General features: G+C 49.5%; 25 protein-coding genes. 6 read left to right on the forward strand and 19 right to left on the reverse strand.

What is annotated here, in order from left to right; translation table 11 throughout:
• Positions 1–24 precede the first annotated feature (24 nt).
• Positions 25–318 (reverse strand): hypothetical protein, encoded by a 294-nt coding sequence (locus NTV65_03875; protein MCX6114343.1) that lies wholly within the window; start codon positions 316–318, stop codon positions 25–27.
• A 168-nt stretch (positions 319–486) separates the two neighbouring features.
• Between NTV65_03875 and NTV65_03880 the strand changes: the two genes are divergently transcribed.
• Positions 487–1,821, forward strand: a complete 1,335-nt coding sequence (locus NTV65_03880; GenBank protein ID MCX6114344.1) for an AAA family ATPase — start codon at positions 487–489, stop codon at positions 1,819–1,821.
• Between the two features lie 65 nt (positions 1,822–1,886).
• Here NTV65_03880 and NTV65_03885 read toward each other — a convergent pair whose 3' ends face one another.
• A complete protein-coding gene (locus tag NTV65_03885; protein MCX6114345.1) occupies positions 1,887–2,579 on the reverse strand; it encodes a DUF2490 domain-containing protein in 693 nt (230 codons plus the stop codon).
• Between the two features lie 301 nt (positions 2,580–2,880).
• Here NTV65_03885 and NTV65_03890 point away from each other — a divergent pair, with 301 nt between their 5' ends.
• Positions 2,881–4,050 carry a Fic family protein gene (locus tag NTV65_03890; protein ID MCX6114346.1) on the forward strand — a complete coding sequence of 390 codons (1,170 nt, stop codon included), beginning with the start codon at positions 2,881–2,883 and terminating at the stop codon, positions 4,048–4,050.
• A gap of 236 nt (positions 4,051–4,286) precedes the next feature.
• A complete protein-coding gene (locus tag NTV65_03895; protein ID MCX6114347.1) occupies positions 4,287–5,036 on the forward strand; it encodes an alpha/beta hydrolase in 750 nt (249 codons plus the stop codon).
• A gap of 292 nt (positions 5,037–5,328) precedes the next feature.
• Here the strand turns inward: NTV65_03895 and NTV65_03900 are convergent, their stop codons facing one another.
• The 4 genes from NTV65_03900 to NTV65_03915 form a co-directional block, all read right to left on the reverse strand.
• Positions 5,329–7,227 (reverse strand): penicillin-binding protein activator, encoded by a 1,899-nt coding sequence (locus NTV65_03900; GenBank protein ID MCX6114348.1) that lies wholly within the window; start codon positions 7,225–7,227, stop codon positions 5,329–5,331.
• 141 nt (positions 7,228–7,368) lie between these two features.
• Entirely contained in the window at positions 7,369–8,505 is a 1,137-nt protein-coding gene (dnaJ, locus tag NTV65_03905; GenBank protein MCX6114349.1) for a molecular chaperone DnaJ, read from the reverse strand.
• A gap of 113 nt (positions 8,506–8,618) precedes the next feature.
• Positions 8,619–10,529 carry a molecular chaperone DnaK gene (dnaK, locus tag NTV65_03910; GenBank protein MCX6114350.1) on the reverse strand — a complete coding sequence of 637 codons (1,911 nt, stop codon included), beginning with the start codon at positions 10,527–10,529 and terminating at the stop codon, positions 8,619–8,621.
• A 30-nt stretch (positions 10,530–10,559) separates the two neighbouring features.
• Positions 10,560–11,108: a nucleotide exchange factor GrpE gene (locus NTV65_03915; protein MCX6114351.1), complete on the reverse strand. Its 549-nt coding sequence runs from the start codon at positions 11,106–11,108 to the stop codon at positions 10,560–10,562.
• 112 nt (positions 11,109–11,220) lie between these two features.
• On the opposite strand from NTV65_03915, the gene recO reads away from it, so the two are divergent.
• On the forward strand, positions 11,221–11,853 hold the full coding sequence (gene recO, locus NTV65_03920; protein ID MCX6114352.1) for a DNA repair protein RecO: 633 nt from the start codon (positions 11,221–11,223) through the stop codon (positions 11,851–11,853).
• Positions 11,854–11,862: 9 nt separating this feature from the next.
• On the opposite strand, the gene NTV65_03925 is transcribed toward recO, so the two are convergent.
• Positions 11,863–12,252, reverse strand: coding sequence for a zinc ribbon domain-containing protein (locus NTV65_03925; protein MCX6114353.1), 390 nt, complete (start codon positions 12,250–12,252; stop codon positions 11,863–11,865).
• Positions 12,253–12,658: 406 nt separating this feature from the next.
• The gene (locus NTV65_03930) at positions 12,659–13,297 is read right to left on the reverse strand and encodes a DTW domain-containing protein (GenBank protein MCX6114354.1); all 639 of its coding nucleotides are present in this window, start codon (positions 13,295–13,297) and stop codon (positions 12,659–12,661) included.
• Positions 13,298–13,336: 39 nt separating this feature from the next.
• Between NTV65_03930 and NTV65_03935 the strand changes: the two genes are divergently transcribed.
• Positions 13,337–14,764, forward strand: a complete 1,428-nt coding sequence (locus NTV65_03935) for a cytosine permease (protein ID MCX6114355.1) — start codon at positions 13,337–13,339, stop codon at positions 14,762–14,764.
• Here NTV65_03935 and NTV65_03940 read toward each other — a convergent pair.
• The 11 genes from NTV65_03940 to NTV65_03990 form a co-directional block, all read right to left on the reverse strand.
• The gene (locus tag NTV65_03940; GenBank protein ID MCX6114356.1) at positions 14,680–15,408 is read right to left on the reverse strand and encodes a YggS family pyridoxal phosphate-dependent enzyme; all 729 of its coding nucleotides are present in this window, start codon (positions 15,406–15,408) and stop codon (positions 14,680–14,682) included. The two genes, NTV65_03935 and NTV65_03940, sit on opposite strands and share 85 nt — an antisense overlap.
• A gap of 14 nt (positions 15,409–15,422) precedes the next feature.
• Entirely contained in the window at positions 15,423–15,992 is a 570-nt protein-coding gene (locus tag NTV65_03945) for a Maf family protein (protein MCX6114357.1), read from the reverse strand.
• A complete protein-coding gene (locus tag NTV65_03950; GenBank protein ID MCX6114358.1) occupies positions 15,985–16,392 on the reverse strand; it encodes a hypothetical protein in 408 nt (135 codons plus the stop codon). The genes NTV65_03945 and NTV65_03950 overlap by 8 nt, the downstream gene beginning before the upstream one ends.
• A gap of 48 nt (positions 16,393–16,440) precedes the next feature.
• The gene (locus tag NTV65_03955) at positions 16,441–17,952 is read right to left on the reverse strand and encodes an IMP dehydrogenase (protein MCX6114359.1); all 1,512 of its coding nucleotides are present in this window, start codon (positions 17,950–17,952) and stop codon (positions 16,441–16,443) included.
• A gap of 87 nt (positions 17,953–18,039) precedes the next feature.
• Positions 18,040–19,107: a hypothetical protein gene (locus NTV65_03960; GenBank protein MCX6114360.1), complete on the reverse strand. Its 1,068-nt coding sequence runs from the start codon at positions 19,105–19,107 to the stop codon at positions 18,040–18,042.
• An 18-nt stretch (positions 19,108–19,125) separates the two neighbouring features.
• The gene (gene rodA / locus NTV65_03965) at positions 19,126–20,277 is read right to left on the reverse strand and encodes a rod shape-determining protein RodA (GenBank protein ID MCX6114361.1); all 1,152 of its coding nucleotides are present in this window, start codon (positions 20,275–20,277) and stop codon (positions 19,126–19,128) included.
• A 21-nt stretch (positions 20,278–20,298) separates the two neighbouring features.
• Positions 20,299–22,191 carry a penicillin-binding protein 2 gene (gene mrdA / locus NTV65_03970; protein ID MCX6114362.1) on the reverse strand — a complete coding sequence of 631 codons (1,893 nt, stop codon included), beginning with the start codon at positions 22,189–22,191 and terminating at the stop codon, positions 20,299–20,301.
• Between the two features lie 20 nt (positions 22,192–22,211).
• On the reverse strand, positions 22,212–22,724 hold the full coding sequence (gene mreD / locus NTV65_03975; protein ID MCX6114363.1) for a rod shape-determining protein MreD: 513 nt from the start codon (positions 22,722–22,724) through the stop codon (positions 22,212–22,214).
• Positions 22,721–23,644, reverse strand: coding sequence for a rod shape-determining protein MreC (gene mreC / locus NTV65_03980; GenBank protein ID MCX6114364.1), 924 nt, complete (start codon positions 23,642–23,644; stop codon positions 22,721–22,723). Before mreC ends, mreD begins: the two co-directional genes overlap by 4 nt.
• 145 nt (positions 23,645–23,789) lie before the next feature.
• Positions 23,790–24,827 carry a rod shape-determining protein gene (locus tag NTV65_03985; protein ID MCX6114365.1) on the reverse strand — a complete coding sequence of 346 codons (1,038 nt, stop codon included), beginning with the start codon at positions 24,825–24,827 and terminating at the stop codon, positions 23,790–23,792.
• A gap of 201 nt (positions 24,828–25,028) precedes the next feature.
• A complete protein-coding gene (locus NTV65_03990) occupies positions 25,029–25,391 on the reverse strand; it encodes a hypothetical protein (protein ID MCX6114366.1) in 363 nt (120 codons plus the stop codon).
• Between the two features lie 202 nt (positions 25,392–25,593).
• Between NTV65_03990 and rplS the strand changes: the two genes are divergently transcribed.
• Positions 25,594–26,040 (forward strand): 50S ribosomal protein L19, encoded by a 447-nt coding sequence (gene rplS / locus NTV65_03995; protein MCX6114367.1) that lies wholly within the window; start codon positions 25,594–25,596, stop codon positions 26,038–26,040.
• The last annotated feature ends 45 nt before the right edge of the window (positions 26,041–26,085 follow it).

Below are 26,085 nucleotides of genomic sequence, written 5' to 3' on the forward strand. Positions count from 1 at the left end.
CTAAATTAGCAGGTTGCTACTGATTTAATACCTGCTTAATACCTTCTGATCGCCCTCCAGCGGAGCTGTCTCGTCCTCAGCCATACTGGGCGCCGTAATGACCTCGTTATACCCCTCGGTTGCCTGCATCGGCATCTTCTCCTGAAACATAGTTGGCGTAACCTCAACGACATATAGCGCTCGCCGCACCTCACCCTGCGTGTCTATTGATACCGCGCCCGTTACACCATCGTAGGGTGGTAGTTGTGTCAGCGCCTGTGCGAGCGGGATGCGCTCCTGCTTACTGCGCTTAATGGCATTGAAGTAACCCCGTACCAATGATCGTAACCAATGATCGTACCAATGATCCGCAGCTTTCTTAGCCCCAATTATTTTTGACTATTGATATCAATTAGCCTCGACATTTTTCTATATACTACACATAATAGAGTATGTTTTTTACGATCTGAAATAAATTACCAATAAATACAACATGATAGCACGTCAATGCAACGACTAATAAATAGACAGTTAGAAGCCTGGAAATCCTCTCCACAGCGCAAGGTTCTCCTCGTGCGAGGTGCACGCCAAGTTGGGAAAACATATAGCGTTAGAGAGTTTGGGGAAACGTATAATTCATATCTTGAAGTAAACTTTTTAGAGTCAGCAGAAGTTGGTCGCTTCTTTCAGTCGGGAAACTTATCACCACGGTCGCTACTAGAAAAACTACAGATCTATTATGGAAAGACAATTATCCCAGGACAGACGCTGCTCTTCTTTGATGAGATTCAAGCCTGCCCAGAAGCATTAACAGCACTCAGATTCTTCTATGAGCAGATGCCAGAGCTTCACGTTGTGGCAGCAGGATCGTTACTAGAATTCGCACTTCAAGAGATCCCATCGCATGGAGTTGGCAGAATAGAGTCAATTTTCATGTATCCACTCTCATTTAAGGAATTCTTAAATGCAACAGATAATCAGCTATTAGCACAAGCAATCGATGGCGCTACGACAGAGTCAGCACTTGATTTGCCGATTTATGGAAAGGCTGTGGATTTATTTAAAATATATTCGATCATTGGCGGATTGCCCCAGATTGTAAAGGCATTTATAGACACCAAAGATACTTCTATTTGCCTAAGTTTGATTGAAGATCTCTTGCTTGGATACGAAGATGATTTTGCAAAATATAAGACTAGAATTAGCAGTCAAAAATTAAAAGACGTATTAACCTCAAGTGCTCGCCAAGCCGGAGGAAAGTTTGTTTACTCGCATGTCAATCCTGGCAGTAATATCAGTGGCTACGATCAAGCGTTGCAGCTGCTAGAGTTGGCTGGGCTAGTTTATAGAGTTTATAAAACAGCCGCTAATGGAGTTCCTCTTGGGGCGCAGGTCGATCGAAAGAGCTTTAAGGTGATTCCATTTGATCTAGGTATCTATAATAAATTGCTGAACTTAAATCCTTCTCAGATAATTATTGCTGAACCACAATCTTTTGTTCACCTTGGTGCATTGGCTGAAGTTGCTTGCGGCTGCGAATTAATTTCTCATGCTTCGCCTCGACAAAGAGCGGCACTGTATTATTGGAGCAGGGATGTGCGCGGTACAAACGCAGAGGTTGATTATATTATTCAATATAAAGAGCGTTTAGTCCCGATTGAGGTCAAAGCTGGCACCAAGGGCAAAATGCAGAGTCTCTACCGTTTTTTAGATGAGAAACAGGGAGAGCTCGCTATTCGCTGCTCATTAGAAAATTTCTCTCAATATCGCGCCCCCAGCGGCAATTCACTAGTTAAGGTAATTCCGATCTTTGCAATTGGCAGTTGTAAAGAGATCAGCTAGTTACAAAAAACTACCTGACTAAATATCAATAAACTCTCTTTAAAAAAAGTGTAGGTAGTGTTCTCCTAGAAATTAAGAAACGCCATCATCATCATCGCATTGATATAACGCCCGCCGTCTTCATCAAACCTCTGCGAACGTTCGCCAAGGTATCCGATCTCGTATCGACCTGGGCCGTACTTCACATAAGGGCCGAAGAAGAATCGATCTCGATCAAACCCTCCTTGCGGTCCTTTAAATTGGGAATTGAGGTTCACAAAGATCTCGTTGTAACCGGTAAGACCATAGTGGCCCGAATCAGAGAGCGCATAGCTTCCGCGCAGGAGGTATCTGGTTCGATTCGAAGGCCCTGCAGCGTCCTGAATAAATCGTTGCTCTTGGCGCAAGCGATGCTGCCAATCGAGCCCCCATCGGGAATCCTTGATGAGCACCTGTTGCCAGATTCGGCTCTCGTTACGGAAATCCTCCTGGTAGTGGCTGTTCATGAACGTTGGTGTCCATGCGTATCCTAGGAAGAGGGCGATGTTTGGGTTTATGTTGTACCCAATCGCGGGTCGAATCAGAAGTCGTTCTAATCGGGAGATGTCGTCACCAACGCGGGGTTGCGCCTCCATATACGCGAACCACTCCTTATTGAGATTGACCTGCGTGATTACCTGTGTCCAACTTTGGACGTCGGTGTTTTGTGCGAAGGTCTTCGTAAAAGGAATTACATATACCGCTAGTGTAGCGAAAAGAAGTCCTACTAACTTTCTCATAGTATTTTCAACAAAAGGTTTTCTGGGCAGTTATTCCAATGCGGAAGAATATGCCAGCTTTTTGGAGCTTTTTTGAATAGAGATCATTAACCCCGTACCAATGATTCTAAAGGTAACCGAGTACCGCAAGCATGGCAAAACTGACAACTAGTCGGGCGAGACTTGCGTAGTAGCTTGATGTTATTATCTAAACACCTCGGCCTGTTGCGATAACGACACGCCCCACAAGACTATCTTTTGCCGCTTGAAAAAGAAAGTATAGTAGGCTATTCTTTCTTTAGTTGAAAAGCAAAGAAGATTTATGCCTAAAAACAAGCGGTTGGGCACCTACGTTACATCCAGCGTTGCGAGCAAATGTTACCGCGCATTTGTACCACCGCCGCTACCCCCCGAGCCTCCTATCGATCTGAGTTCCCTGGCTGGTCTACTTGCGAAAGCCTCTAAGGCAGCCGGCAGGCTCGACGGTCTGGCAGACATTTTGCCCGACAGCAGCTTGTTCCTCTATTACTACATTCGCAAGGAAGCGGTCCTATCGTCGCAGATTGAAGGTACGCAATCGTCGTTGTCTGACCTACTTCTTTACGAGAGCACTGAAGGGCTTTCAGTCCCTGTTGATGACGTGGAGGAGGTCTCCTCTTACGTCGCGGCGTTCGAGCATGGATTGCGACGTATCCAGAGCGGGTTCCCACTCAGCTTGCGCCTGATTCGGGAGATGCACAAAATTCTGCTCACCAAGGGACGAGGGAGTCATAAGCAGCCCGGCGAATTCCGCACCTCGCAAAACTGGATCGGTGGCTCGCGTCCTGGTAATGCCCGGTTTGTTCCACCTCCTCCTGATCGTCTAGCTGAATGCCTGGATGCTTTCGAGAGATATCTGCATCGCGAAGAAAGACCGTATTCATCCCTGATTGATGCAGGGCTCATTCATGCTCAGTTTGAAACGATCCACCCGTTTCTCGATGGAAACGGCCGCATCGGGCGCCTTCTCATTACATTTTTCCTCATCGTAATGGGGGATATGAAGAAACCCTGGCTTTACCTAAGCCTGTTTTTCAAGAACAACCGCACGGAATACTACGACCGCTTGAATGCTGTACGCCAAAAAGGAGACTGGGAGGGGTGGCTTGATTTCTTTCTGCACGGAGTTGCAGAGACCGCGGACCAGGTCGTGATGACCAGCCAGAAGATTTCTCAACTCTTCGCATCGGATAGGATCAAAATCGCCGCTCTCAAACGTGCCGCTATAAGTGCGACTGAGGTGCATGAGATATTGCGGAAACGAGCGATGATTTCAGCCATCGAGGCTTCCAAGATGCTCGATCTAAGTGTGCCTACCGCGAGGCATGCGCTTCAAAACCTTCAGAAGCTTGGGATTGTGAAAGACATAAGCGGTAGAGGTAAAGAACGAATCTACGTCTATACAGAACTTGTCACGCTACTTGAACAGGGTACTGGGTCAATCGCCGATTAAACCTACTTAACCCGTGGGGCGAAGGTTGCCCTAGCGTCAGTGGATCGTGCTTAATTAATGCAATAGGCCAGTCAGTTAAAATAGTTTAATATCGGGCAGTCAGCGCCCTAACATCCGATAATGATCCATTATCGGAAGTAACGATTCAGCTCACCATTCAAGAATATCTTCGTCAATTGGAAGTGATCTTAATTCTAGTTACACGTAATCTTATTTGCAGTAGCATGAGTCACTCTATGAAAAAGATCGAAGAGACTCTGATTATAACTTCTCCAGATAAAAAGAAGATTTACACTACAATTGGGTATCCCGAGAGAAAATCAAAAACGCTTGTGTTGTTTGTCCATGGATTAGCTTCAACTGAGCTATGGCCAACGATGTTGCTAGGTAGTTGGTACTTTCGAAAGTTAGGATATGCCTACTGCCGGATCAATTTGTATGATTGGCGGCCTGGTGCTCGGAGCCTGATGACCTCAGATCTACTCCAGCATTCTCTTGACGTGGATACCGTAGCGGCAGTATTACAAAAAAAAGGTTTTTCCAAAATATTGGCTGTAGGACACTCTTTTGGCGGTTTAACTCTACTTCAATCAAATACAGCTGCATTCAAAGCGATTAGCTTATGGGATATTTCTTCTTTTATTTCACATCCTCCAAAAAAGAGATTTAAAACGGTTCGTTCTTCTGGAGCTATATACTTGCCTGGGGCGTATGAGTTGTTGATGTCTGATAAATTCCGACAAGGCATGGTTAATTTCCCTAATGAACTTGAGCTGATTTCAAAAATCAAGATACCAACACAGATTTGCTATGCAGCTGGCAAGAATGCTGTGCTAATAGAAAGCAGTAAAAGATATTTTAAGAACCTTCAGACAAAAAAGGAATTGGTGGCTATTCCGAATGCTAGCCATTCCTTTACAGAGGAAGGAAAGTCGGAGCAACTTTTTAAAAAGACAGATCGCTGGTTCCGAAGATTTATTGATTAGCTACCTAAATGAGCTAAAGAAGAGCCTATCTTCCGATAATCTTATCTTATCGACACAGACATGATTGGCCCCTAATTAGTTATGATAAAATATATTATCAATACTAAAAGAATTTAGAAAATTCTATTCTGAAATTCATCTTATTTACAGCAACCGAGTATTCGATACTTGATAACTTGATAAACGGATGTCTTAGAAGATGTGTATGTCTCAGGGTGAAAATCAACCATGTGTTACTCGTTGCACCGTTACCCTTGAGCACGATAAGGCCGTAAAGGAGGTTGCTACAGATCTAATACCCGCTTAATACCTTCTGATCGCCCTCTAGCGGAGCTGTCTCGTCCGCAGCCATATTGGGTGCCGTAATGACCTCGCTATACCCCTCAGTTGCCTTCAAAGGCATCTTCTCCTGAAACATAGTTGGCGTTACCTCAACGACATATAGCGCTCGTCGCACCTCACCCTGCGTGTCTATTGATACCGCGCCCGTTACACCATCGTAGGGTGGTAGTTGTGTCAGCGCCTGTGCGAGCGGGATGCGCTCCTGCTTACTGCGCTTAATGGCATTGATTACAAGCGTTGCGGCATCGAAGCCCTGTGCCGCCAGAAAATTGGGCGCTGTTTTAAACCTGCCGCGATACGATTCAACGAACTGCTGCACAACGGGTCGTGCGCTATTGGCAAAGAACGGAGTAACGAAGATCGCTCGATCAAAAACCGCCTGGGAGTGTGCAATCTTACTTGGATTATCCCAGAGAGCCGTTCCAAGTGGTCTCATCCGTCTCTTTACGGCTGGAGCTATGTTGGAAAGCAGCTTAGTGCTTACCTCTATCGTATCGGGAATAAGCACGGCCTCTGCCGTAGAGCTCTCAAGTCTCTGGACCGCTTCAAGCATCGAGCTCTCATCGCTTGATGAATAGGAGATCTCAAGTATCATTGGTAAGTTTAGCTCTGCTAGCTTTGCACGAAACGCCTCAAGATATTCGCTTCCTGCTGCGGTCTGCGGATAGACGATAGCAAAGCGGGTCAGCTTGTAATCGCCGTAGGCTGCATTCACTAGGGCCTCAATCTGGCTTGTGGTTGTTAGGCCGAGCCTAAACACCCCCTGCCCTGTATTGAAGGACTCGCTCTTTGAGAATGAGAGGATCGGCACACCTAGCTCGCGTGCAGTTCCTGCCGCTGCAACCGAGGCCTCGGTCAGAAGTGGCCCGATAATCATGGCGACGTTTGAACCAGATACCAACTCCCTGACGGCTGCCGATGCGGCCGCGGTATCTACGCCAACATCACGCGCCTCTATTTTAATCTTTGGGGCATCAACATTGGCCTCTAGCGCGAGATCGATCCCCTGGCGGGTATCGCGGCCAAGCGCGCCGAATCGATCGGAGAGGCTCAGGATAACACCAAGCTTTGTTTCCCCGTCGACAACAGCGCTAATTGCGCCCTGCTGCCCCGGCTCATTAATCTCCGCTGCGCCAAGCCAAAACGGTTGCTCAGATCTAATGTCATCCTGATCATAGCCAAGCGCTGCACGGCGCGCGCGTTCACGACCTAGCAACTGATTTACAAACTGATCTGCACGCCATTTGTTGGCCACACTCTCAAATTTATCTGCCGGCAACGAGCGCAGCAGTAGTAGAGCGCCAACCGTAGCGGCGTGCACCCCCCCTGGTATCCTCTGCGCCTGTGTATTGGCCCGTGCAAACCATGCCAGCGACTGGTTGATATCACCGCTACGTCCAAATGAGAAAGCAAGTATAAGTCCGAACTCAAGCCCAACGTTTGCCTCGTTAAGACCGCGCCTACGAAAGTATGCACCGACTGAGCTAAGCGCTTTGTCGGCCTGATCGAGAACGAGGTACTGGCCACTTAATCGTAGCGCTGCGGCCTCGGCCTCGAGCGGAAGCAAGGACTCCTTGGATGCCTTAATGTAGGTATCTAAGGCCGATTTATTCCTGCCGCTTTGACGAAGCTCGTCACCATAGATTAGGGAGCTGTTGCTTAGCTTGTGCCCTTCGAGATCCATAAATGGCCGCCAGATCTCCCACGGTAGCGGCTGTGCTTCGCTGGGCGAAGCCTCCTCACGATAGGTCATATCTGTTACACGCGCAGGCTTTGGCTTTTCACTGGAGGAGAAACAGGCGGAGGTGGCGCTGCAAAGCGCGGCGAGCAGAATGAGTCGAAGTATCATATGTAACTTAAGATCAATGCTGGCGTTAACATCCTTATAGGCAAGCTGCTAGCCTACCTCTCTTAGAAGTCTACTATAGTCATGTAGTGTGGAGGAGCCAACTGAGAAAAACAAAGCTGAGTTGATACTGAGATGAATAGTTTACGAGAAGATATCCTTCATCTTATCAAAAAAGCCCTTGCTGCCGGCCTCATCAACCGCCGTTCCCTGAATTATTGCCAGCTTCTCTAAAAGCTCTCGCTCATCATCAGAGAGCTTCTTAGGGACATGGATAAGGATCCTAACATGTTGATCACCCCTACGCTGTGGGCTGCTACCAAGGATCGGAATACCCTTATTTTTAAGGCGAAAGACCTTCCCTGACTGAGTTCCAGCAGGGATCTTGAGTTTTAACTTGCCCTCGAGTGATGGCACGTCGATCTCGGTTCCAAGCGCTGCTGCGGCATAGCTAATAGGAACCTCACAGATAACCTCGCTCTCCTGACGTTGGAAGATCGTATGCTGCGCAACCTGAATTTGCACATACAGGTCACCGTTTGTTCCGCCACCCGCTCCAGCCTCGCCCTCACCGCGCATCTTAAGCCTTTGGCCATTATCAACTCCGGCGGGTACCTTAATTTTTAGCTTTGACTCCTTCACCTTGAGTCCTGTTCCAGAGCAGCTCTGGCAGGGATTTTTGACTACCTCACCAACCCCAGCACAAATATGACAGGTGCGCGCCAGGGTAAAGAATCCCTGTTGAATTCGAACCTGCCCGACACCTTCACACTGCTTACAACATTCGCGCGAGCTGCCCTTTGATGCTCCGCTACCTGAGCAGCTTTCACACTTGGCACGCCGACCGAGAGTAGCCTCTTTTTCACAACCAAAGGCGGCCTCTTCAAAGGTAATCTCTATATCATAGCGCAGATCGGTGCCGGTTTTGCCACGGCCACCCCTATTATCTCTACCTGCCTGACCACCAAAGAAAGATCCAAATATATCACCAAAAATATCTTCAAATCCTGAGAAGTCACCCCCCTGAGCGCCGCCAGATCCAGCACCATTAGTAAAGGCCGCATGGCCGAACCGATCGTAGCGAACTTTGTCCTCGGCATCACTCAGGACGGAGTAAGCCTCGGTGGCCTCCTTAAAGCGATCCTCTGCCTCTTTATTGTTGGGGTTTTTGTCGGGATGAAACTGAATGGCTTTCTTGCGGTAAGCTTTCTTAACCTCATCAACTGAGGCGCTCTTGGAGATCTCTAAGACTTCGTAAAAATCACGTTTTGCCACAAGAATACCCTACAACTAATAGACCTGCATGTCTCCACTGGCAGGGTTATGAGCGATAAAAGACGGGGCCCCCCTTGCGAGAAAACCCCGTCTTGACTCAAAACAGCCTAGACGCTCGCTTATTTACTATCGCGAACCTCTTCGTAATCGGCATCAACTACATCGTCCTTATCGGTCGACTCAGCTGCTGCTCCGTTACTCTCGGCTTTGCCCTCCTGTGAAGCTGCCGCCTGCTTGTAGGCCTCCTCGGCGAGCTTATGGCTAGCCTTCTCAAGGGTGCTGAAAGCAGACTTCATGGCATCATTCTCGTTCTGCTCAAGCGCCTTCTTAGCGTCCTCAAGCGCCGTCGTTACGCTGCCCTTAGTCTCTGATGAAACCTTATCGGCCAGCTCACTCATAGTCTTCTCTGTCGAGTAAACAAGGCTATCTAGTTTGTTGCGCTCCTCAACTAACTCGCGACGCTTATGATCATCCTCGGCGTGAATCTTAGCATCGTTAACCATACGCTCGATCTCCTCCTTTGAGAGACCTGAACTTGCGGTGATCTTAATCGACTGCTCCTTTTGCGTACCTAGATCCTTGGCATGCACCGAGACGATACCGTTTGCATCGATATCGAAGGTCACTTCAATCTGTGGGATACCGCGAGGCGCTGCTGGTATTCCAACTAGCTCAAAGCGCCCAAGCGTCTTGTTATCGCCCGACATCTCACGCTCTCCCTGTAGAACGTGTATTGATACCGCAGGTTGATTATCAGACGCGGTAGAGAAGCTCTGCGACTTTCTTGTTGGGATCGTTGTGTTTTTGTCGATTAGCTTAGTGAACACTCCACCGTAGGTCTCGATACCAAGACTAAGCGGTGTCACATCTAAAAGAAGCACATCCTTAACATCACCCTGCAGAACTCCAGCCTGTACCGCGGCTCCGATAGCAACAGCCTCATCAGGATTAACGCTCTTGGAAGCCTCCTTACCGAAGATCTCCTTAACGCGTGCCTGAACTGCCGGCATGCGGGTCATACCACCGACCAGAATAACCTCGCCGATCTCGCTTGCCTTGAGCCCTGCATCACGCAAGGCTGTACGGCACGGACCCTCAAGTCTCTTGAGTAGATCTGCGCAGAGCTGCTCAAACTTGGCACGCGAGATCTTAATATTCATGTGCTTCGGCCCAGAAGCATCCGCCGTGATAAACGGTAGGTTAATATCTGTCTCCATTGATGAAGAGAGCTCGTGCTTGGCCTTCTCAGCAGCCTCCTTTAAGCGCTGCAACGCCATCGTGTCCTTACGGAGATCGATGCCCTGCTCCCTCTTAAACTCATCTGCTAGGTATCCGACCAGGATCAGATCGAAGTCCTCTCCACCGAGAAAGGTGTCGCCGTTCGTAGATTTAACTTCGAACACGCCATCACCAAGCTCAAGGATCGAAACATCGAACGTTCCTCCCCCAAGATCGAATACAGCGATAACCTTCTCGTGCTTCTTATCGAGTCCGTACGCAAGCGCTGCTGCTGTAGGCTCATTGATAATACGAAGAACGTTAAGTCCTGCGATCAGTCCTGCGTCCTTAGTAGCCTGGCGTTGTGCGTCATCGAAGTACGCCGGCACCGTAATAACAGCGTCCGTTACCTTTTCGCCGAGGTAGTCCTCTGCAGTTTGCTTCATCTTGGTAAGCACCATAGCCGAAACCTCTTGCGGGCTCTTGGCCTCACCCTTCAGCTTAACCCAGGCATCACCGTTATCTGCTCCAACGATCTCGTAGGGCAGCATATTCTTGGCCTTCTCGATCTCGGGGGTTTGGTACTTACGACCAACTAGTCGCTTTACCGCAAAGATGGTGTTCTTTGGATTCGTTACAGCCTGGCGTTTTGCAATCTGACCGACTAGTCGCTCACCGGCATCATTAACTCCAACAACCGATGGGGTAGTTCTGCCCCCCTCGCTATTTGAGATAACTACCGGGCTTCCGCCCTCCATAACAGCAACGCACGAATTTGTTGTTCCAAGATCAATTCCAATTACTTTTCCCATTTTCTTACTCCTCAACGTAAAATCTATAAACTAAGCGCTCGCCTCATCTGGGCTAACCGCCACAACCACCTCACCTACTCGGATTAACTTATCCTTGTAGAAATAAGCCTTCCTCAATTCAGCAACGATCTCGCCGGGCGTAGCATCCAGGGACGGAACTCGACTAATCGCCGCATGTTTCTGTGGGTCGAAGCTCTTCCCTAATCCGAGCTCCCCACGAATATCCCACTTACCAAGGCACTCAACGAAAAGCTTCTGGGTCATCTCAAGTCCGGTCTTTAGCTGCTCATACTCTGCCGAGCTGTGGGCTAAAGCCAACTCAAGGGTATCGAGCACCTCAAGCAGGTCTACCACGAGACGCTCCCCCTGATATTTAAGCAGCTCAGACTGCTCCTTCAAGGCGCGCTTCTTAAAATTATCGAAATCAGCCATTAGGCGCAGGTAGCGGTCACGGGAATTAGCTAGCTCAAGTGTTAATTTTTCAACCTCACTCGGGCCCGTAAACTCTTGATTAACCTCAACTTCTTCGCTTGCACCCTGATCTTCCGGGGCCTCTGCGTTGTCGTGCTCTTGTGTCATCTGAAATACTACTTATTCTTTCTATATCTTTAGGGGACGAATCAGCGCATTGGCTTAAAAAGCTATCTCCACGCCTAATCCTTAACTCAATGTATGCTATAAACACTTATCTATGGATTTTCAACACCTACCCCCAACAGAAAAGCTAAGAATAGGGCAAGATCTAGCGGTTCCTGCCCTGGTGCTGAGGGTCAGGCCCTATAGGGATAGCGACATAATCGCCCATATGCTCACCCCTTCCCTCGGAAAGATCTCGGCCATCGCCCGCCATGCACGTGGGAGCCGCAAGCGTTTTCCGAGCTCCCTTGACCTCTTTGACCGCGGCACGGTGCGAATTGTTCGAGAGCGCAATGGGGCCCTGGGGATTAAGGAGTTCACGCCCTCCCACTCCCTGCAAAAGTTACGCGGTGATCTGGATAAATTAATCCTGGCCTCGCTGCTCTGTGAGGCGTTTGACCTAATCCTTCAGGAGGATAGCGCCGAGGATTCTACGCAAACATTTGAGGTTTTAGATCTAGCGCTCAACGCCGTTGATGAGGCTACGGAGCTTAAGGGAGCGTTACGTGCCGTATACCTTGCGCTCGTATCGTTAACGCAACAGGGTGGCATTACTAACCTAGGCTCAGCTGCTCCAGGCACTAGGGCGCTTGCACAGCTGCTTGATGCGATTGAAGCGTTCTGTGAAAAGCGGCTGATGACACGCAGCTCGCTAGCACCGATCCTTAAAAGGATTGCGGCTGGGTAGTGTTTTATCCTAATGACAGCCGCATCCAGTTCCGCACCCCTTCTTAGTCTCAGGGGTCTTTTTACTCGAGGACTCACTTGATGAATCGCTTGGCGTTGCACTTGCAGGTGGTGAGCTTGAAGACTCTGCGCTTGACTCGGTGTTCGTCTTTTTGGCGGAATTATTTGATGATCCAGATGCAGACCCAGAGGCAGACCCAGAGGCAGACCCAGAAGCATAGTCGGTCTTATACCAACCACTCCCCTTAAGATGAAATGCGGAGGCAGAGAGCGCCTTGGTAACGGAACTCTTCTTGCCCTTCTCTTTGCAATGAGGGCAAGCTTCTAGCGCCTTATCGCTAAACTTCTGAATGACCTCAAACCGCCCACAGGTAGGGCAATCATATTCGTAAATAGGCATATAACGCTCACAAAACAGACTATTCTTACTATAGTACCCATAAACTAAGGCACTTGTCGCCCTCCTAGCAAACTCCTCCTAGGATAATCACTCCTGGCGCTGTTTTTCAAGCACCGTAACTGGTCACCGTAGTTTAATGTCGCGATTCAAGCTATTGAGATTACGGCGAAGTTTCATAGGTAATTCGATTGGTCGTCCCCTGATCGGGGACGGCAGATTTTGTGACCAGTTAATGTTTTCACCCCCGATTTGCTCCGCAAATCGGCCCCTTAGGGGCTATTGAGTATCATTATCGTATGCGAATATTTCTGGAATATGCTGACTAGTTACCAAGCACCTTACATACTCTATCTGACGCATCCTGATCGGGAATGCTCATTTTAGCGGTGAATAGTGCCCAAAGCGGCTATACTCGCGACTTAGCTTCGGTCCCCATATAAGCGAGCTGTCGCGATATCATCTCGTTAAAAAGTTGAAAGAGCCCCTGGTACGTTGGAATCATGTGCGCGCTGCCCGATCTAACGGCATTAAGCGTTAAGAGGTGCGCAATTGACTCAATAGTACTGAGGTATCCCGCTTTGGGCTGTCTCCTAATTCGATAGGTAGAGGTTAGGGAACGACGGAACGAGACCCGCGGAATGTCGTGCAGGAGAGGATTCCGATACACTATCTTCTGTGCTTCATCCCAAGTTCCATCGATAACGATAACTAGGTGCTGATCTGAGAGCTCAAGCTCTTCACAATCGTGTGAATCATCACCTGGATAAAGCAGATAAGGGCTATACTCACCTAGCGCCTTGCTGAGAGTTTCAACCGGGAAGATAACCCCCCGTAGCAACGCTATATTGGTGATCGCCTGTCGCACAAGCTTTGCAGTTGAATAGTACTTGCGCCACTCATTTGGATGTTGAAGAAGAAGGATGTTGGTATGCGCCGCAAATGATGGGAGATAGCCGCAGACACACTGCGCCTCAGGCCGTAGGCAGGTGTAGCACGTAGCACGGCTCTCTGAGATCTGGTGAGTGTGGCGGCCTCTTTCTCGCATACTAGACGACTAAATTAACCCATTATATCCTTTTATTATATGAAGAACCTCGATTTAATCCCGATACCTACGACTGCAAGGCGCTCGTCTCTAACTATGGGGCTAGTTTGGCTGACGATGGTCACATCTTTTCCAGCCGTACTGATCGGATTTGAGTGGCACAGACAGGGCATTAGCCTTAGCCAGGTCGTTATCTGCTCAATTATGAGCTGCCTAATCCTACTAGCCTACGCCGTACCAGCTAGTCAGCTGGGGGCCAGGACCGGGCTAGGCTTTTGCGCCCTCAGTAGGGTTGTTTTTGGTCGTTGGGGCACCCTTTTAATCACAGCCAACCTACTTTGGATATTTATAGTGTCCTATGGCATGACCGCGGTCCTTATGGCCGAAGCGGTCGAGAGCTTTCTTCACTTAGATATCTCTATCTTATGGATGTCAGTCGGCTGCGCCTTTTTAATGGCTTTTAATAATTTATTTGGCTTCTCCGGCGTAGCTAATTTCGCCCGTTTTTTCGCCGCTCCAGCTTTAATTGCCTGGGTAGGTTATACATTTTTCAAGGCCGCGGTCGCACCTGCTGCTTTATCAACTCTGGCGCCAGATCCTCAATCGATACCTCATCCCCGATCGATTATGTACGCGCTCACTACCACATCTTCATTTATTATCGGCTTTGCTGTGTGGGGCAACGAGATGGACTACTGGAGATTTTCCAAGGTCGGCTCATTAAGGGCCGCGCTACCGCTAGCAGCGGCGCTCCTAATCGGACTAGTAGTTTTTCCAGTTGCTGGCTGGCTTGTCGCACACTCAAGCGGAATAACCGACTCCGCTGCAGCGACTAGCTTTATGAATAGTTACTCCTTTGGTGGATTGGCAATTGTTGGCCTAATAGTACTGTTTGCCGCCTATTTTGCCTCCAATGACTCCAACCTATTTGGAACGTCCGCCGCTATTAAAAGCCTCTGGTCGATTAAGCCTCGCTTAGCGGTATCTCTTCTAGCGCTATGTGGCGCTATTACGGCAGCGTTCCTATCTACGACGGATTCGATCAAGGCGCTCGAAGTGATTGCAGCTCTAAACTGTGTCGTTATGCCAACACCCACCGTAATAATGCTTACCGAATGGTTCTTAAGATCTAAGGTATTCCCAAGATCTATGGATTTTTCTGACGTGCCTGACTTTTCAGATCTACCAGCTTTTCGCTTAGCTTTTCACTGGCCGGCCCTAATTGCGCTGCTCTCTGGTCTCACGGTAGGGATTGCAACATCTGGCTTAATTTCTAGCCTAGAATATCTACATATTGGCATCTGCCCACTACAAGCCTGGCTAACAAGCATGGTTGTATATGCCATTTTGCGTAAACGTAACCATTCAGCAGAAACTAAGCACTATATTAAGGGGTGCTCACGCTCGCCAAAAAGCGCCGCTCCAACTCGAACTATATCGGACCCCTCCTCTACCGCGATCTCATAGTCAGCAGACATGCCCATGCTAAGCAGGATACGGCCATTATAGAACGTATTATCTAATCCCTTTGCGCGTAGAACCTCTCGCAATTCATTCATCTGTCTATAATCTTTGCGCACCCCTTCAGGCTCCTCGTAAATCGGCGTAATCGTCATAAGCCCATCAAGACGCACGGCATCGGTCATGCTAGCGGCATGGCTAACTATCTCTTCAATCTCACCTGGCACAAAGCCCCTTCGGCTTAGATCATGCGCGATATTAATCTGCAAAAAGATCGGTTGAATTTTCCCGAAGCGCCTAGCTGCCGCCGCTATACCTTCAAGTAGCTTGAGGGAGTGCACGGAGTGAATAGCATCCGCCAACTTTACACCCTCCTCTACCTTATTGCTCTGTAAGTGTCCTATCAGATGGAGCTGATATTGAGCTGCAAGCGCTGCACGCTTCCTTTTAAGCTCCTGAACGTAGCTCTCTCCAAAGACTATAGAAACGCCAAGAGTCTGCGCCGCACTGATATACTCATGCATGGCCTCGATAGACTGCGTCTTGCTAACAGCAACGAGCCTTATATCATGAGCGGTCCTGCCGCTTTTCTGGGCAGCCGCACCTATCTTTAGCAGTATCTCTGCCAGTTGTGTGTTGATAGCTGGCATACTGTACTGATCTATTAAATAGCGCCTAGCTCCTGCAGCTTTCTCATCAGGGCGCTGATATTAAGCCCAACAACGTTAGAGTACGATCCTGAAACATTCTCGACAAACTGCAGTCCCAACCCCTGAATGGCGTACGCACCCGCCTTATCCATCGGCTCTCCCGAAGCGGTGTACCAAGCGATCTTCTCTCTGGTCATGCTCGCCATCGTAACCGCAGTAACATGTGACCATGTAACGGTGAGCCCACGCGCACGGTGTACAATTGATACCCCACCCCAAACTTCATGGGTCCGCCCCTGAATGTCACTCAACATTTGGTGCGCCTCAGCTTCTGACTCAGGCTTTCCAATAGCACGCCCATCGATGCATACGGTAGTATCAGCTCCGATCACGAATGAATTTGGATGAAGTAGCGCCACAGCCTGCGCCTTGACCAGCGCTAGCCGCTCTACCATCTCTTGAGCCGACTCACCCGCAACCGGAGTCTCATCGCACCCCGATACAACAACGGTAAAGCTTACGCCCGCCTGTTGTAGCAACTCCAGTCGACGGGGTGACGCTGAAGCAAGTATAACTTTACTCATTGTAGCGCCTCTTATATATGGAGAGCAGCACCTTCAGCAGCGCTTCATGCAACATTCGAGCGCGCTGCGTCTCGATCTCTCCGTTATACTGCGCCTGTACAAGCCATTCGCGCCCATCTTTACGCTCACAGGTTATGCAAGCAGCTCCAAGCTGCTCCATAAGAGCTATGCTTTCATCCACCGATGGGATCCAAAAGAGATGCAAAGCATACTCAGCAGGCAGCGCACTGGTTGTGCCAGCCGTAAGTGATAGCAGCTTCGGGCCGGGTAACACCTGAAACTCCTCGTAGCCTAGATCGGCGAAGCCTCGCACAACGACATCACCTGTCTCACAGCGCGGCTGTAATCCCCACCGTTTAATCTCGTTACAGATCTCAAATTGTTCGCGCGTAAACCACACAGCTACGGTACTCCTGCTTGAGAAATCACCAATTTTCTGGCGAATAATTTAGTCTGCATTCGTCTGCATACGATCCAGCCTCTCGACCGTTGAGGTTCCTCCCTCAACGACGGTCATCTCGGATACCTTGGTAAGCTGCGCCTTCTCATGCATCTCTTTGAGCGATAGAACGCCTACGTTACACATAGTAGATTTTAATTTAACAAGCGATACCTCCATCTTATCAGAGAGTGTGCCGCTGTAGGGAACGTAGGCATCCACCCCCTCTTCAAAGATTAGCTGCTCCGCCTCGCTCTGTTTGTAGCGCTGCCAGTTACGAGCACGATTCGATCCCTCTCCCCAATAAGGCTTGTAGAGTCGGCCCTTGTGGCCGATCTTTGCGGTCGGACTCTCTTCCGTCATCGCAAAATACTTGCCCATCATTACGAAGTCTGCACCCATCGCAAGCGCTATAATCACCTGCGTATCTGAGTTGAGCCCACCATCGGAACAGATCGGTATGTAGGTCCCGTTCTCTTTAAGAAACTTGTCACGCTCACGAGCAACATCCATCACAGCGCTCGCCTGGCCACGCCCGATGCCCTTCTGCTCACGCGTAATACAGATCGAGCCTCCACCGATTCCGACCTTTACGAAATCGACCTCAGCCTCCGTTGCCATGTATCTAAAGGCGTCCGCCGAGACGATATTTCCACCACCCAGGATTATGTTGCTACCATACTTTTTGCGTAGCTGCTTTGCAGCATCGGCCTGCCACTTACTATATCCATCAGATGAGTCGAGGCATAAACAATCGACCCCAGCCTCAAGCAGCGCTGCAGCACGCTCCATATAATCATAGGTATTGAGCGCTGCGCCAACGAAGAGCCGCTTGCGATTATCGGTTAGCTCATCAGGGTATGTTTGGTGATCGTAGTAGTCCTTTCTAAATACTAGCGCCTTTAGGTTGCCGTTCTTATCAACTATCGGCAGGCACTCCTTCTTATTCTTCCAGAGTAGGTTTGTTGCCTGCTCTAGGCTTACCCCTTCTTCGGCCATCACAAGCTTATCTCGCTGGGTAAAGAATCCCTGTATAGGGAGCGAGAGATCATCCTTATACTCCCAGAAGTCCTTACTCGTAAGAATACCGAGCAACTTTGAGTTCCGTTCGCCCCGCTCCGTAATGGCGATGGTCGAATGTCCGGTCTTGCGACGCAGGTTCATCGCATCCTGCAAAGTCGCCGTTGGCGCTAGGTTTGAATCAGATTCAACGAAGCCCGCCTTGTGCTCCTTGACCTGCTTTACCATGGCAGCCTGCGACTCGATCGATTGTGAGCAGTAGATAAAGGCAGAGCCCCCCTTTCTTGCCAGGGCGATCGCTAACTCAGGGCCGGATACAGCCTGCATCGCGGCAGACACAAACGGAGTGTTAAGCGTTGCCTTTAAACCCTCGCTAGGTCGGAAGCGCTGAATGGGGGTCTTAAGAGAGACGTTCCCAGGCACATGCTGCTGGTCGGTCAAGCCCGGCAGGAGCAGGTATTCGTGAAAGGTATGGGATACATCATCGATGATAACGGCCATGCTGCCTCCTTGAACTCGAAACTGTGTCTGTAGGGTCGTGCTTATAAGCTACCTCAGACGGTCGTGAAGTTAAAGTGGCCTATGTAACTATTGAAAGGGTGGTGCCTGCTTATCGTAGGTTGTCCAACTATAGCGCTGTTCTAGTAGGATATAGCACTCCCCTGTGTCCCTCTCGACCCTTAGCCTATTGATTACCAGGTTTACCGGCGAGGGTTCCTCGCTCTTATGAAGATAGCGCAGATGGCTGAAATACTGCCTTCTAATGTAGCCAGCCTTAGTGTGCATCTCAACCAGGCTGACAACGCCCTGCTGCACATCATTAAAGGGTGCAAAACGAAACGGCTCGAACTTAGTTTTCGGAATGTATATGACCGTTGCGCGCGGTAAAGTTGATATCGCATCATCGCGAACTATATCGCTCGTCGGCAGGCCGGCTGAGATCTCCATGTTGACTATCACCCGGCCCTTTTGCCCCGCCGTAGCAAGCGCCCCATCAGCTTTTGCTTCAGCCTCAAAGGATGCCTCAGAGAGCTCATAGGAAGATGGCTTTAGGTCAATAACTCGCCCATGCACTCCAACTCCATATGAGAATTCGCGTGGACAGATATATACACCCCATCCGCTTACATGATCCTGTGCAATTGGTATTGAGATATACATGCCGGACTGTTTACGACCACGAACAAAGGAGGTTCTGGTTGGATCTTGAAGTTTGTCTATGTAGGCGTGCACCCCGTCCAGATCGTGCTTATTTTCAACCTCGCTATGCTGAACCACTACCCTTGCGCCGCGTTGCGATATTACGACCTGGAAATTCTCTAAGAGCGATTCTCCTGAGCTGTCCCCAGTAGCTCCTCGCTCTAAGAGCGCCGCAGTTTTGGGACGAAATTTAAGAGTAATGGGACCAAAATCGCTCGTGACCTTGGTTATACTACCCGCCCAGAGGCCAGATATGTCCCCCTTTACCTGTTGACTCTGATTCTCTTGAGGCACAATCAATGGCACGCTAGAGCGAATAGCGTCCATAAATCGGTCGATCTGATTAATACTGGTAGGCTTGATCAGATCGGTCGCTGCCCCCTGCGCATAGGCTGCTGTAACATGCGCGGCCATGACGATAGCTGAATAGGTAAGCAGGTACGCTAGTATCTTCATAGAACGATAACCCTTCAATCAACCACTTCGAAACATCGAGCGACGCATACTAACCCCCTGCACTATTCCGAGCCCGAACATCAGTGAGAGCAACGCCGACCCCCCATAACTTATAAGGGGCAGAGGGATTCCAACAACCGGCATTAGTCCAACTACCATCCCTATATTAATAAGGATATTGGCAAAAAACTGCGCCGTGATACCAAAAACAACTAAACATGAGAAAAGATCACGACTACGACTAGCGATCCTTAGCATAACCGACACAAGCGCTAAGAAAAGTGCTATAACCGATACCGACCCTACAAAGCCCCACTCCTCGGCCAACACAGAAAATACAAAGTCGGTCGTATGCTCCGGCAAAAATTCAAGTTGCGTCTGCGTGCCCTGTCCATACCCCTTGCCGAATAGCTCTCCGGAACCAACCGCTATCTTTGACTGTGTGATATGGTACCCGCTGCCCTGTGGGTCGCTCTCTGGATTTACTAATACGATGATACGCCGCTGCTGATATTCGTGCAGCGTGTGCCAGGCCGGATAAGCCAAAACAAGTAACGTCACCACTATCGTTAGCAACGCTTTCGGCCTCACCCCCATAAAAAGGATCTGCGCGATACCAACCGTACCGAGCGAGAGCGCGGTGCCGAGATCCGGCTGCTGCATAATAAGCCCCATCGGCAAAGCTATAACAATCGTCGGCACTATCAGCTCAACAAGCCGATACGCCTTACCATCGCGTGGAGGGCTCTGTGACAGCCTGCGCGCCATGGTAAGGATTAAACCAAGCTTCATAAACTCAGCAGGCTGCAGATTAGCCACCCCAAGATCGAGCCAGCGCCTAGAGCCGTTAACAACAACCCCAAATCCCGCCACCCCAAAAAGAAGCAGCATAGATAGCGCATACAGTATAAACGCATAATGATAAAATAACTGTGTCGGTATACTCATGCCGATCGCCATTAGGACGAGTCCAACGATGATATAAACCGCCTGTTTAAGACAGGCAGCGCTAGCAAACTCAAATGAAGCTACTCCAAAGAGATTTACCTCTGAGTCGGGATGATACCCAGCGCTATAGAGCACAACGAGACCACACAGCGATATCAGGAGCACGAGATAAAAAAGGGTCCAGTCAAAATGAGAGAGTAGTCTTCGATCAAATGCAATCATCGCACTATTCCTAAATACCCCTTAATTTATAGCTGCCGGGGAAGGAGCTGGGCGTGCAAGCTGCTTCCTAATCTTCGGTACAGCAGGAATCTCTTCTGGAACGCCAAAATACGCGGCAAATATCTTTCTAGCAACCGGAGCCGCTGCAGCCCCCCCATGCCCACCATTCTCTAGGATTACCGCCACAACAATCTGGGGCTTATCAGCTGGCGCATATGCAGCAAACCACGCATGGTCCTCATCTTTAATGCCCGATTCGCGCGAAGCTACCTGCGCCGTGCCGGTCTTCCCTCCTATCATGATGTGAAACTCCTTAGGCAATGCGGCCTTATGGCCAGTGCCGCGCCGATCCTCGACCACACCTACCATCGCTGCCTTTAGCTGCTCTAATATGGAGGGCTCCAGATCTACCGTTCTCACAACCTCCGGTTCAGCCGAGGCCTCCTCGAGCATACGACCATCTCCAGCAACGATCTTCTTTACAAGGCGTGGTCGGATAATCTTACCCCCGTTTACAACCGCTGCTAAGGCGCGTGCTATCTGGATCGGGGTTGTCGATACGGCACCCTGCCCTATAGCAACTGGTAAGGTCTCTCCTGGAAACCACCTCTTATCAGCGGGATTTTTAAAATAACTCGCCTTCCAAGCAGTTGATGGAACGATCCCTGAACTTTCCTCACCCTGCGTGATACCAGTAGGCTCTCCGAAGCCGAACATATCGTGAGCATAACGATAGATACGATCAACACCTAAACGTTGCCCAACGGTATAGAAGTAAACGTCACACGATTGAACGATCGCTTCAAAGAGATTTACCGAACCATGCCCAGAATGTTTGTGGCAGCGAAAAGCTCGCTTGCCAAATTTCAGATAGCCGGGGCATCTTATCTTTTCACTCGGTGTTATCACCCCCTCAGAAAGCGCCGCTGCTGCTACGAATATCTTGAATACCGATCCTGGAGGAAAAGCCCCTTGCAATATTCGATTTGAAAGTCTGTTGGCTTTTGGATCTATCAGATCACTCCAGGCCTCTTTTGAAATCTCAGTTGTAAAGATGGCGGGATGATAACGCGGGGCAGATGCAAGTGCTAGGATATCACCACTGCGCACATCCATAACAACAACACCCCCTTTTAGCCCCGTTAGCGCCTGATCCGCCACTGCTTGAATCTTGCGATCGATCGTTAGCATAACGTTGCTACCAGGCTTCTCCGCGTTCAGATATGCCTCGCCAATCCTATTACCAAGAGCATTGACGATCACAGCTTGTGAGCCTCGCTCTCCGCGGAGGTATCGTTCAAGGTTCGCTTCTACTCCGTACTGTCCAACTAGATCTCCCATCAGGTAGTTACTGTAGGCCGGGCTCTTTAACTGCTCACTTGAGACCTCACGGATATATCCAAGAACATGCGCCGACATCTCCCCATATAAATACTCACGGGTTGATACAACATTGATGGCGATACCAGGCAAGCGGTAGCGCTGTGCTGAGATCTTTGCGACCAGGTCGCGTGAAACATCGCGCATTAGTAACTTCGGCTCAAAACGTCTGCGCTTACCATCCTTTAAGACACGTTCCTGCAGAGGTCCAGGATCCTCTCCCACAATCAGCGCCAGATCCGCCACTGTCTGCTGCGGGTTAGGGCTATCTTCTATCACCAGATCGACGTTAAAGGAGGGGCGATTACGCACTAGCACCTCACCATTCCGATCGTAGATTATGCCCCGTGTCGGTGGGATGTAGATCATACGCAGGCGATTATTCTCAGATCTATCCCTAAAGAACTCGCCTCTAACGATCTGCAGATACCACAATCTTAATATAAGGATAGAGATGCATAGCAGCACAAAACCAAACGCTACCCAGATTCTGAAGGTATTATTTGGTGTTGAACGCTCGTAACTATTCACCATGTTTTACCATTTCACGTTCTTCAAATAGCAGTGGGCTGTGACATACGCCCTGGTAGGGATGCGCTGCGCCGTTTGAAACGATGAGAAAGGGATGAAATAACAAAGGGTGCGACAATTGCCGTAGCACACGCCTGCCCGAAAAGTTGTGCCGCATGGCTCCATACAAGAATATCTCCCTGCTGACTAAGCAGCGTATAGAAGGCTCCTGATACGATCGTCGCGAAAAACGAGACGAAACATGCGACAATTCCAGATTCGATGAAGAGCCGCTGAGAGAGCAGCACCAGACCGCCATAAACAACAATAAAAGCTCCGGCCCACGGCCCTACAAGTATCGCGGTAGAGAGATCCAGCATAACCCCCAAAAGAAAAGCCGCCAGGCTCCCCTGTACGCTAATATCAGAGAATGAGAGGTAAACAACTACGAGCAATAACAATTGTGGCGTTGCATATGCAGGCAGTCCAAGCTGCACCAATACGCCCTGCGCCATAAGCGCGCACAGACCGATCAGTATCAATATTCCTATCTTCACGATCTTCTCCTAATAGGACTGGCCTTACCAGAGGAGGCCAGCTTAGGAAGGGGCAGTGGGCTCTGAGTTTCTGTCACCTGCTCGCTAGCTATGATCAGCACCTCTTCAAGCTTGGCAAAGTCTACGGCTGGTTTTAGTTGGACGGTCTGAAATAGCAGCGCGTTATTTTGGTGCGCCGAGATAACCGTGCCTAGAATTAACCCCTTAGGATAAATACGATCCATTCCAGAGGTAACAACGATCTCGCCTGGCCGTATCGCAGATTCATTGGTTATGTACTTAAGTTCACAGCTAGAGGGTCCTGTTCCGGCAACTATCGCGCGCACGCGGCTCTCCTGAACTATGGCATCAACTCCACTTGAGTGGTCGTCTATCAGAAGAATGCGTGCTGAATTTGGCCCCGCTGCTATCACCTGTCCAACCACACCACGTGCGTGCACTGCCGCCATCCCAACCATAACTCCACTCGAGGTTCCTCTATTAATGAGTATGCCTCGCACCCATCCGCTAGGCTCTTCCCCAATAACTGCGGCAACGACACCTTCTAATGACGTATTGGATGAAAATTGAAGTATCGCTCTCAGTCTATTGTTTTCCTGGCGTACCTCACTGATAGCTGCAAGAGCGCCCTCTGTGCGCTGCAACTGCTCACGCAAGGAGCCGTTCTCTGTTGCAGCACCTACCAGGTAAAGATAGCGAAACCAGAGGTTTTGGCCGCCACTACGCGCAATCACGATAGCAGAGTGAATTGGGGCCACAACCTCCGAAACCAGTACCCCTCCAGAGCGTGCAACCTCAGGGTGTCTTGAACTGTAGGCTGTGAGAAAAAATGCGGCACACAACAAGCAAAACGATGAGAGCGTCACTCGCCCTAAGACCGAAAACCGTTCTGATATGCCTGAGAAGTAACTATTTACCATGTTTTACTGCTCTACTCGTTAATGCTTATAGGAGAGGGTCTTTGTACTCTCTCTCACCCTTTATTGTTGTCCCCCGATTGGGGACGCTCATCATCTTGGGTAAATAATTACATAAATTCGCAAAATAGCCCCAAGTCCATCATCACTACTGGATCACAACATCCTTAAGCACATCAAATTGATCCAACACAGCTCCCGATCCGATTACAACAGCAGAAAGTGGATCCTGAACGACGGTGGTCAGTATCCCTGTTTGTTGCGTAATTAGCTTATCGAGATTTCTCAATAAGGCTCCCCCACCAGCCATAGCAATACCACGATCTATTATATCTGAGGACAACTCTGGCGGGCACTTCTCCAGTGCGATCTTTACCACCTCAACGATCTGGTTGATCGGTTCAATCAGCGCCTCTCTGACCTCGGACTCGGAGACCATCACGGCCTTGGGAATACCTTGTAGAAGATCCCTACCCTTAACCTCCACATGTAGCTCCTCATTTGATGGGAAGGCGTTACCAATCGCAATCTTAATCTGCTCTGCGGTACGATCTCCGATCAGAACGTTGTGACGACGACGCACGAAGTTTGCTATCGCTTCGTCCATCTTGTCCCCTCCAACCCGTACCGAACGGGAGTACACTATTCCTTTGAGCGATATAATAGCGATCTCAGTTGTTCCACCACCGATGTCTAGGATCATGCTACCACACGCCTCGGTGATAGGTAGCCCAGCCCCTATAGCTGCTGCCATCGGCTCCTCGATCAGATAGACCTCACGCGCTCCTGCCGATTCTGCGGATTCACGAACCGCGCGTTTCTCAACCTCTGTAATCCCGTGCGGAACGCAGATAATAATCCTCGGCCGTACCAATGTGCGGCGATTATGGACCTTGCGAATCAAATGGCGCAGCATCTCTTCAGCCATCTCAAAGTCTGCTATGACACCATCCTTCATCGGACGAATAGCGGTGATTGAGCCCGGCGTGCGCCCGAGCATCAGCTTGGCCTCACTACCAACAGCAACAACCCTTCTCTTTCCCTTGCTCCCATCATTGCGTACCGCAACCACCGATGGCTCATTACATACAACACCGCGCCCCTTCTGGTAGATGAGAGTGTTGGCAGTTCCGAGATCGATCGCTAGATCGTTAGAGAACAGACCGAACAGGTAATCAAAGATCATTAGAACTCCCTAGAAACTGGCGGGGCGAGTTGTTTTGCGGCCATCCATGGGACACAAACCCTACTATAAGCCAAGGCGTGATAATGGCAGCGCCTAGTGTACCATAGCAATGTTTATGGCGGAAAAATGCTCCTACTATATCACTCGGGTAATATTTTGGTGGGAGGTCTTAATTCAGGGCGTTAGGCTAAGTTTATAACTTTACGCTGCCTGCGGCACTACTGCCTGCAGAGCTGCTAACTGTGGGAAGCTCTCTGGCCCTTGGCCCTGATCCGGCCCTGGCCCTGGCGCCGCCTCCTGAACTTTAGAGAGAAGGAATGAGATCTGATCGTCTGGGCTCAGACGACTATCAATAAAGACCATCCTCTGAGAGAGCGAGCGACACGACCCACTGATAACCTTCCAGCAATGCCCCCGTTTAAGCTCTTCACGGCGCACAACGTACCCTAAACCTTCAAGCTGCGAGAGGAGATCGCGATAACGAATCTCCTGCTCTTTTGACCAAGTTGGTCGAGAACTTTTTCTACGCTTAACTTTGCGAATTATCTGACTTAGTACCTTCAAAAGAACTCCTCTAGGAATTTCAGCTAGTTATGCTTATTGCTCGGGATAGCCTGTGGGGACTCTGTCGTGTAGCTTACCAGAGCCCGATTGATTGAACTACGATTTTTAATATGTTACAACCACCGTCTGTTATTTGATTAAGCTGCAATTTTTGGCAGGCGCCTAAGCTGCCATTACTGTTTGTAAATTCGGAGATACCTACATGTCCGCCGGCGAAGAGACCGCTACTACTACTGCTACTTCTACCAAGAAGAATACTAAGATAACCCTTGATGGTGCGATCAGATCGATCAGCAGCTCATACATCAAGTCGGACCTTCCGAAATTCAAGAGCGGGGACTCCGTTAGAGTTCATGCCAAGATCGTCGAGGGCACTAAGGAGCGTATCCAGGTGTTCGAGGGTGTGGTTTTAAAGCGTTCTAAAGGCGAGCATCCAGATGCATCGTTCACAGTACGCAAGATTTCATACAACATCGGGGTAGAGAGAACATTTCCATTGCACAGCCCACGCATCGAAAAGATCGAGGTAGTTACTCGTGCGCGAGTTCGTAGGGCTCGACTCTTCTACATCAGACCTCTACGGGGCAAGGCGACACGCATAAAGACCCTTTACACTGCTGCTACTAGTGGTGGACCACAGGCTAGCTAGTCTGGGCGAGCTAGTTTGGCCCTTCGGTTAAACTACTGGCTGCGA

This window comes from Pseudomonadota bacterium (assembly GCA_026390555.1).
In the GTDB taxonomy this organism is placed as follows: Bacteria; Bdellovibrionota_C; UBA2361; order UBA2361; family OMII01; genus OMII01.

Coding starts and splice junctions, on each gene's coding strand:
- NTV65_03880 (MCX6114344.1), top strand. CDS start 487: ATGCAACGACTAATAAATAGACAGTTAGAAGCCTGGAAATCCTCTCCA.
- NTV65_03885 (MCX6114345.1), bottom strand. CDS start 2,579: ATGAGAAAGTTAGTAGGACTTCTTTTCGCTACACTAGCGGTATATGTA.
- NTV65_03890 (MCX6114346.1), top strand. CDS start 2,881: ATGCCTAAAAACAAGCGGTTGGGCACCTACGTTACATCCAGCGTTGCG.
- NTV65_03895 (MCX6114347.1), top strand. CDS start 4,287: ATGAAAAAGATCGAAGAGACTCTGATTATAACTTCTCCAGATAAAAAG.
- NTV65_03900 (MCX6114348.1), bottom strand. CDS start 7,227: ATGATACTTCGACTCATTCTGCTCGCCGCGCTTTGCAGCGCCACCTCC.
- dnaK (MCX6114350.1), bottom strand. CDS start 10,529: ATGGGAAAAGTAATTGGAATTGATCTTGGAACAACAAATTCGTGCGTT.
- NTV65_03915 (MCX6114351.1), bottom strand. CDS start 11,108: ATGACACAAGAGCACGACAACGCAGAGGCCCCGGAAGATCAGGGTGCA.
- recO (MCX6114352.1), top strand. CDS start 11,221: ATGGATTTTCAACACCTACCCCCAACAGAAAAGCTAAGAATAGGGCAA.
- NTV65_03925 (MCX6114353.1), bottom strand. CDS start 12,252: ATGCCTATTTACGAATATGATTGCCCTACCTGTGGGCGGTTTGAGGTC.
- NTV65_03930 (MCX6114354.1), bottom strand. CDS start 13,297: ATGCGAGAAAGAGGCCGCCACACTCACCAGATCTCAGAGAGCCGTGCT.
- NTV65_03935 (MCX6114355.1), top strand. CDS start 13,337: ATGAAGAACCTCGATTTAATCCCGATACCTACGACTGCAAGGCGCTCG.
- NTV65_03940 (MCX6114356.1), bottom strand. CDS start 15,408: ATGCCAGCTATCAACACACAACTGGCAGAGATACTGCTAAAGATAGGT.
- NTV65_03945 (MCX6114357.1), bottom strand. CDS start 15,992: ATGAGTAAAGTTATACTTGCTTCAGCGTCACCCCGTCGACTGGAGTTG.
- NTV65_03955 (MCX6114359.1), bottom strand. CDS start 17,952: ATGGCCGTTATCATCGATGATGTATCCCATACCTTTCACGAATACCTG.
- NTV65_03960 (MCX6114360.1), bottom strand. CDS start 19,107: ATGAAGATACTAGCGTACCTGCTTACCTATTCAGCTATCGTCATGGCC.
- rodA (MCX6114361.1), bottom strand. CDS start 20,277: ATGATTGCATTTGATCGAAGACTACTCTCTCATTTTGACTGGACCCTT.
- mrdA (MCX6114362.1), bottom strand. CDS start 22,191: ATGGTGAATAGTTACGAGCGTTCAACACCAAATAATACCTTCAGAATC.
- mreC (MCX6114364.1), bottom strand. CDS start 23,644: ATGGTAAATAGTTACTTCTCAGGCATATCAGAACGGTTTTCGGTCTTA.
- NTV65_03985 (MCX6114365.1), bottom strand. CDS start 24,827: ATGATCTTTGATTACCTGTTCGGTCTGTTCTCTAACGATCTAGCGATC.
- rplS (MCX6114367.1), top strand. CDS start 25,594: ATGTCCGCCGGCGAAGAGACCGCTACTACTACTGCTACTTCTACCAAG.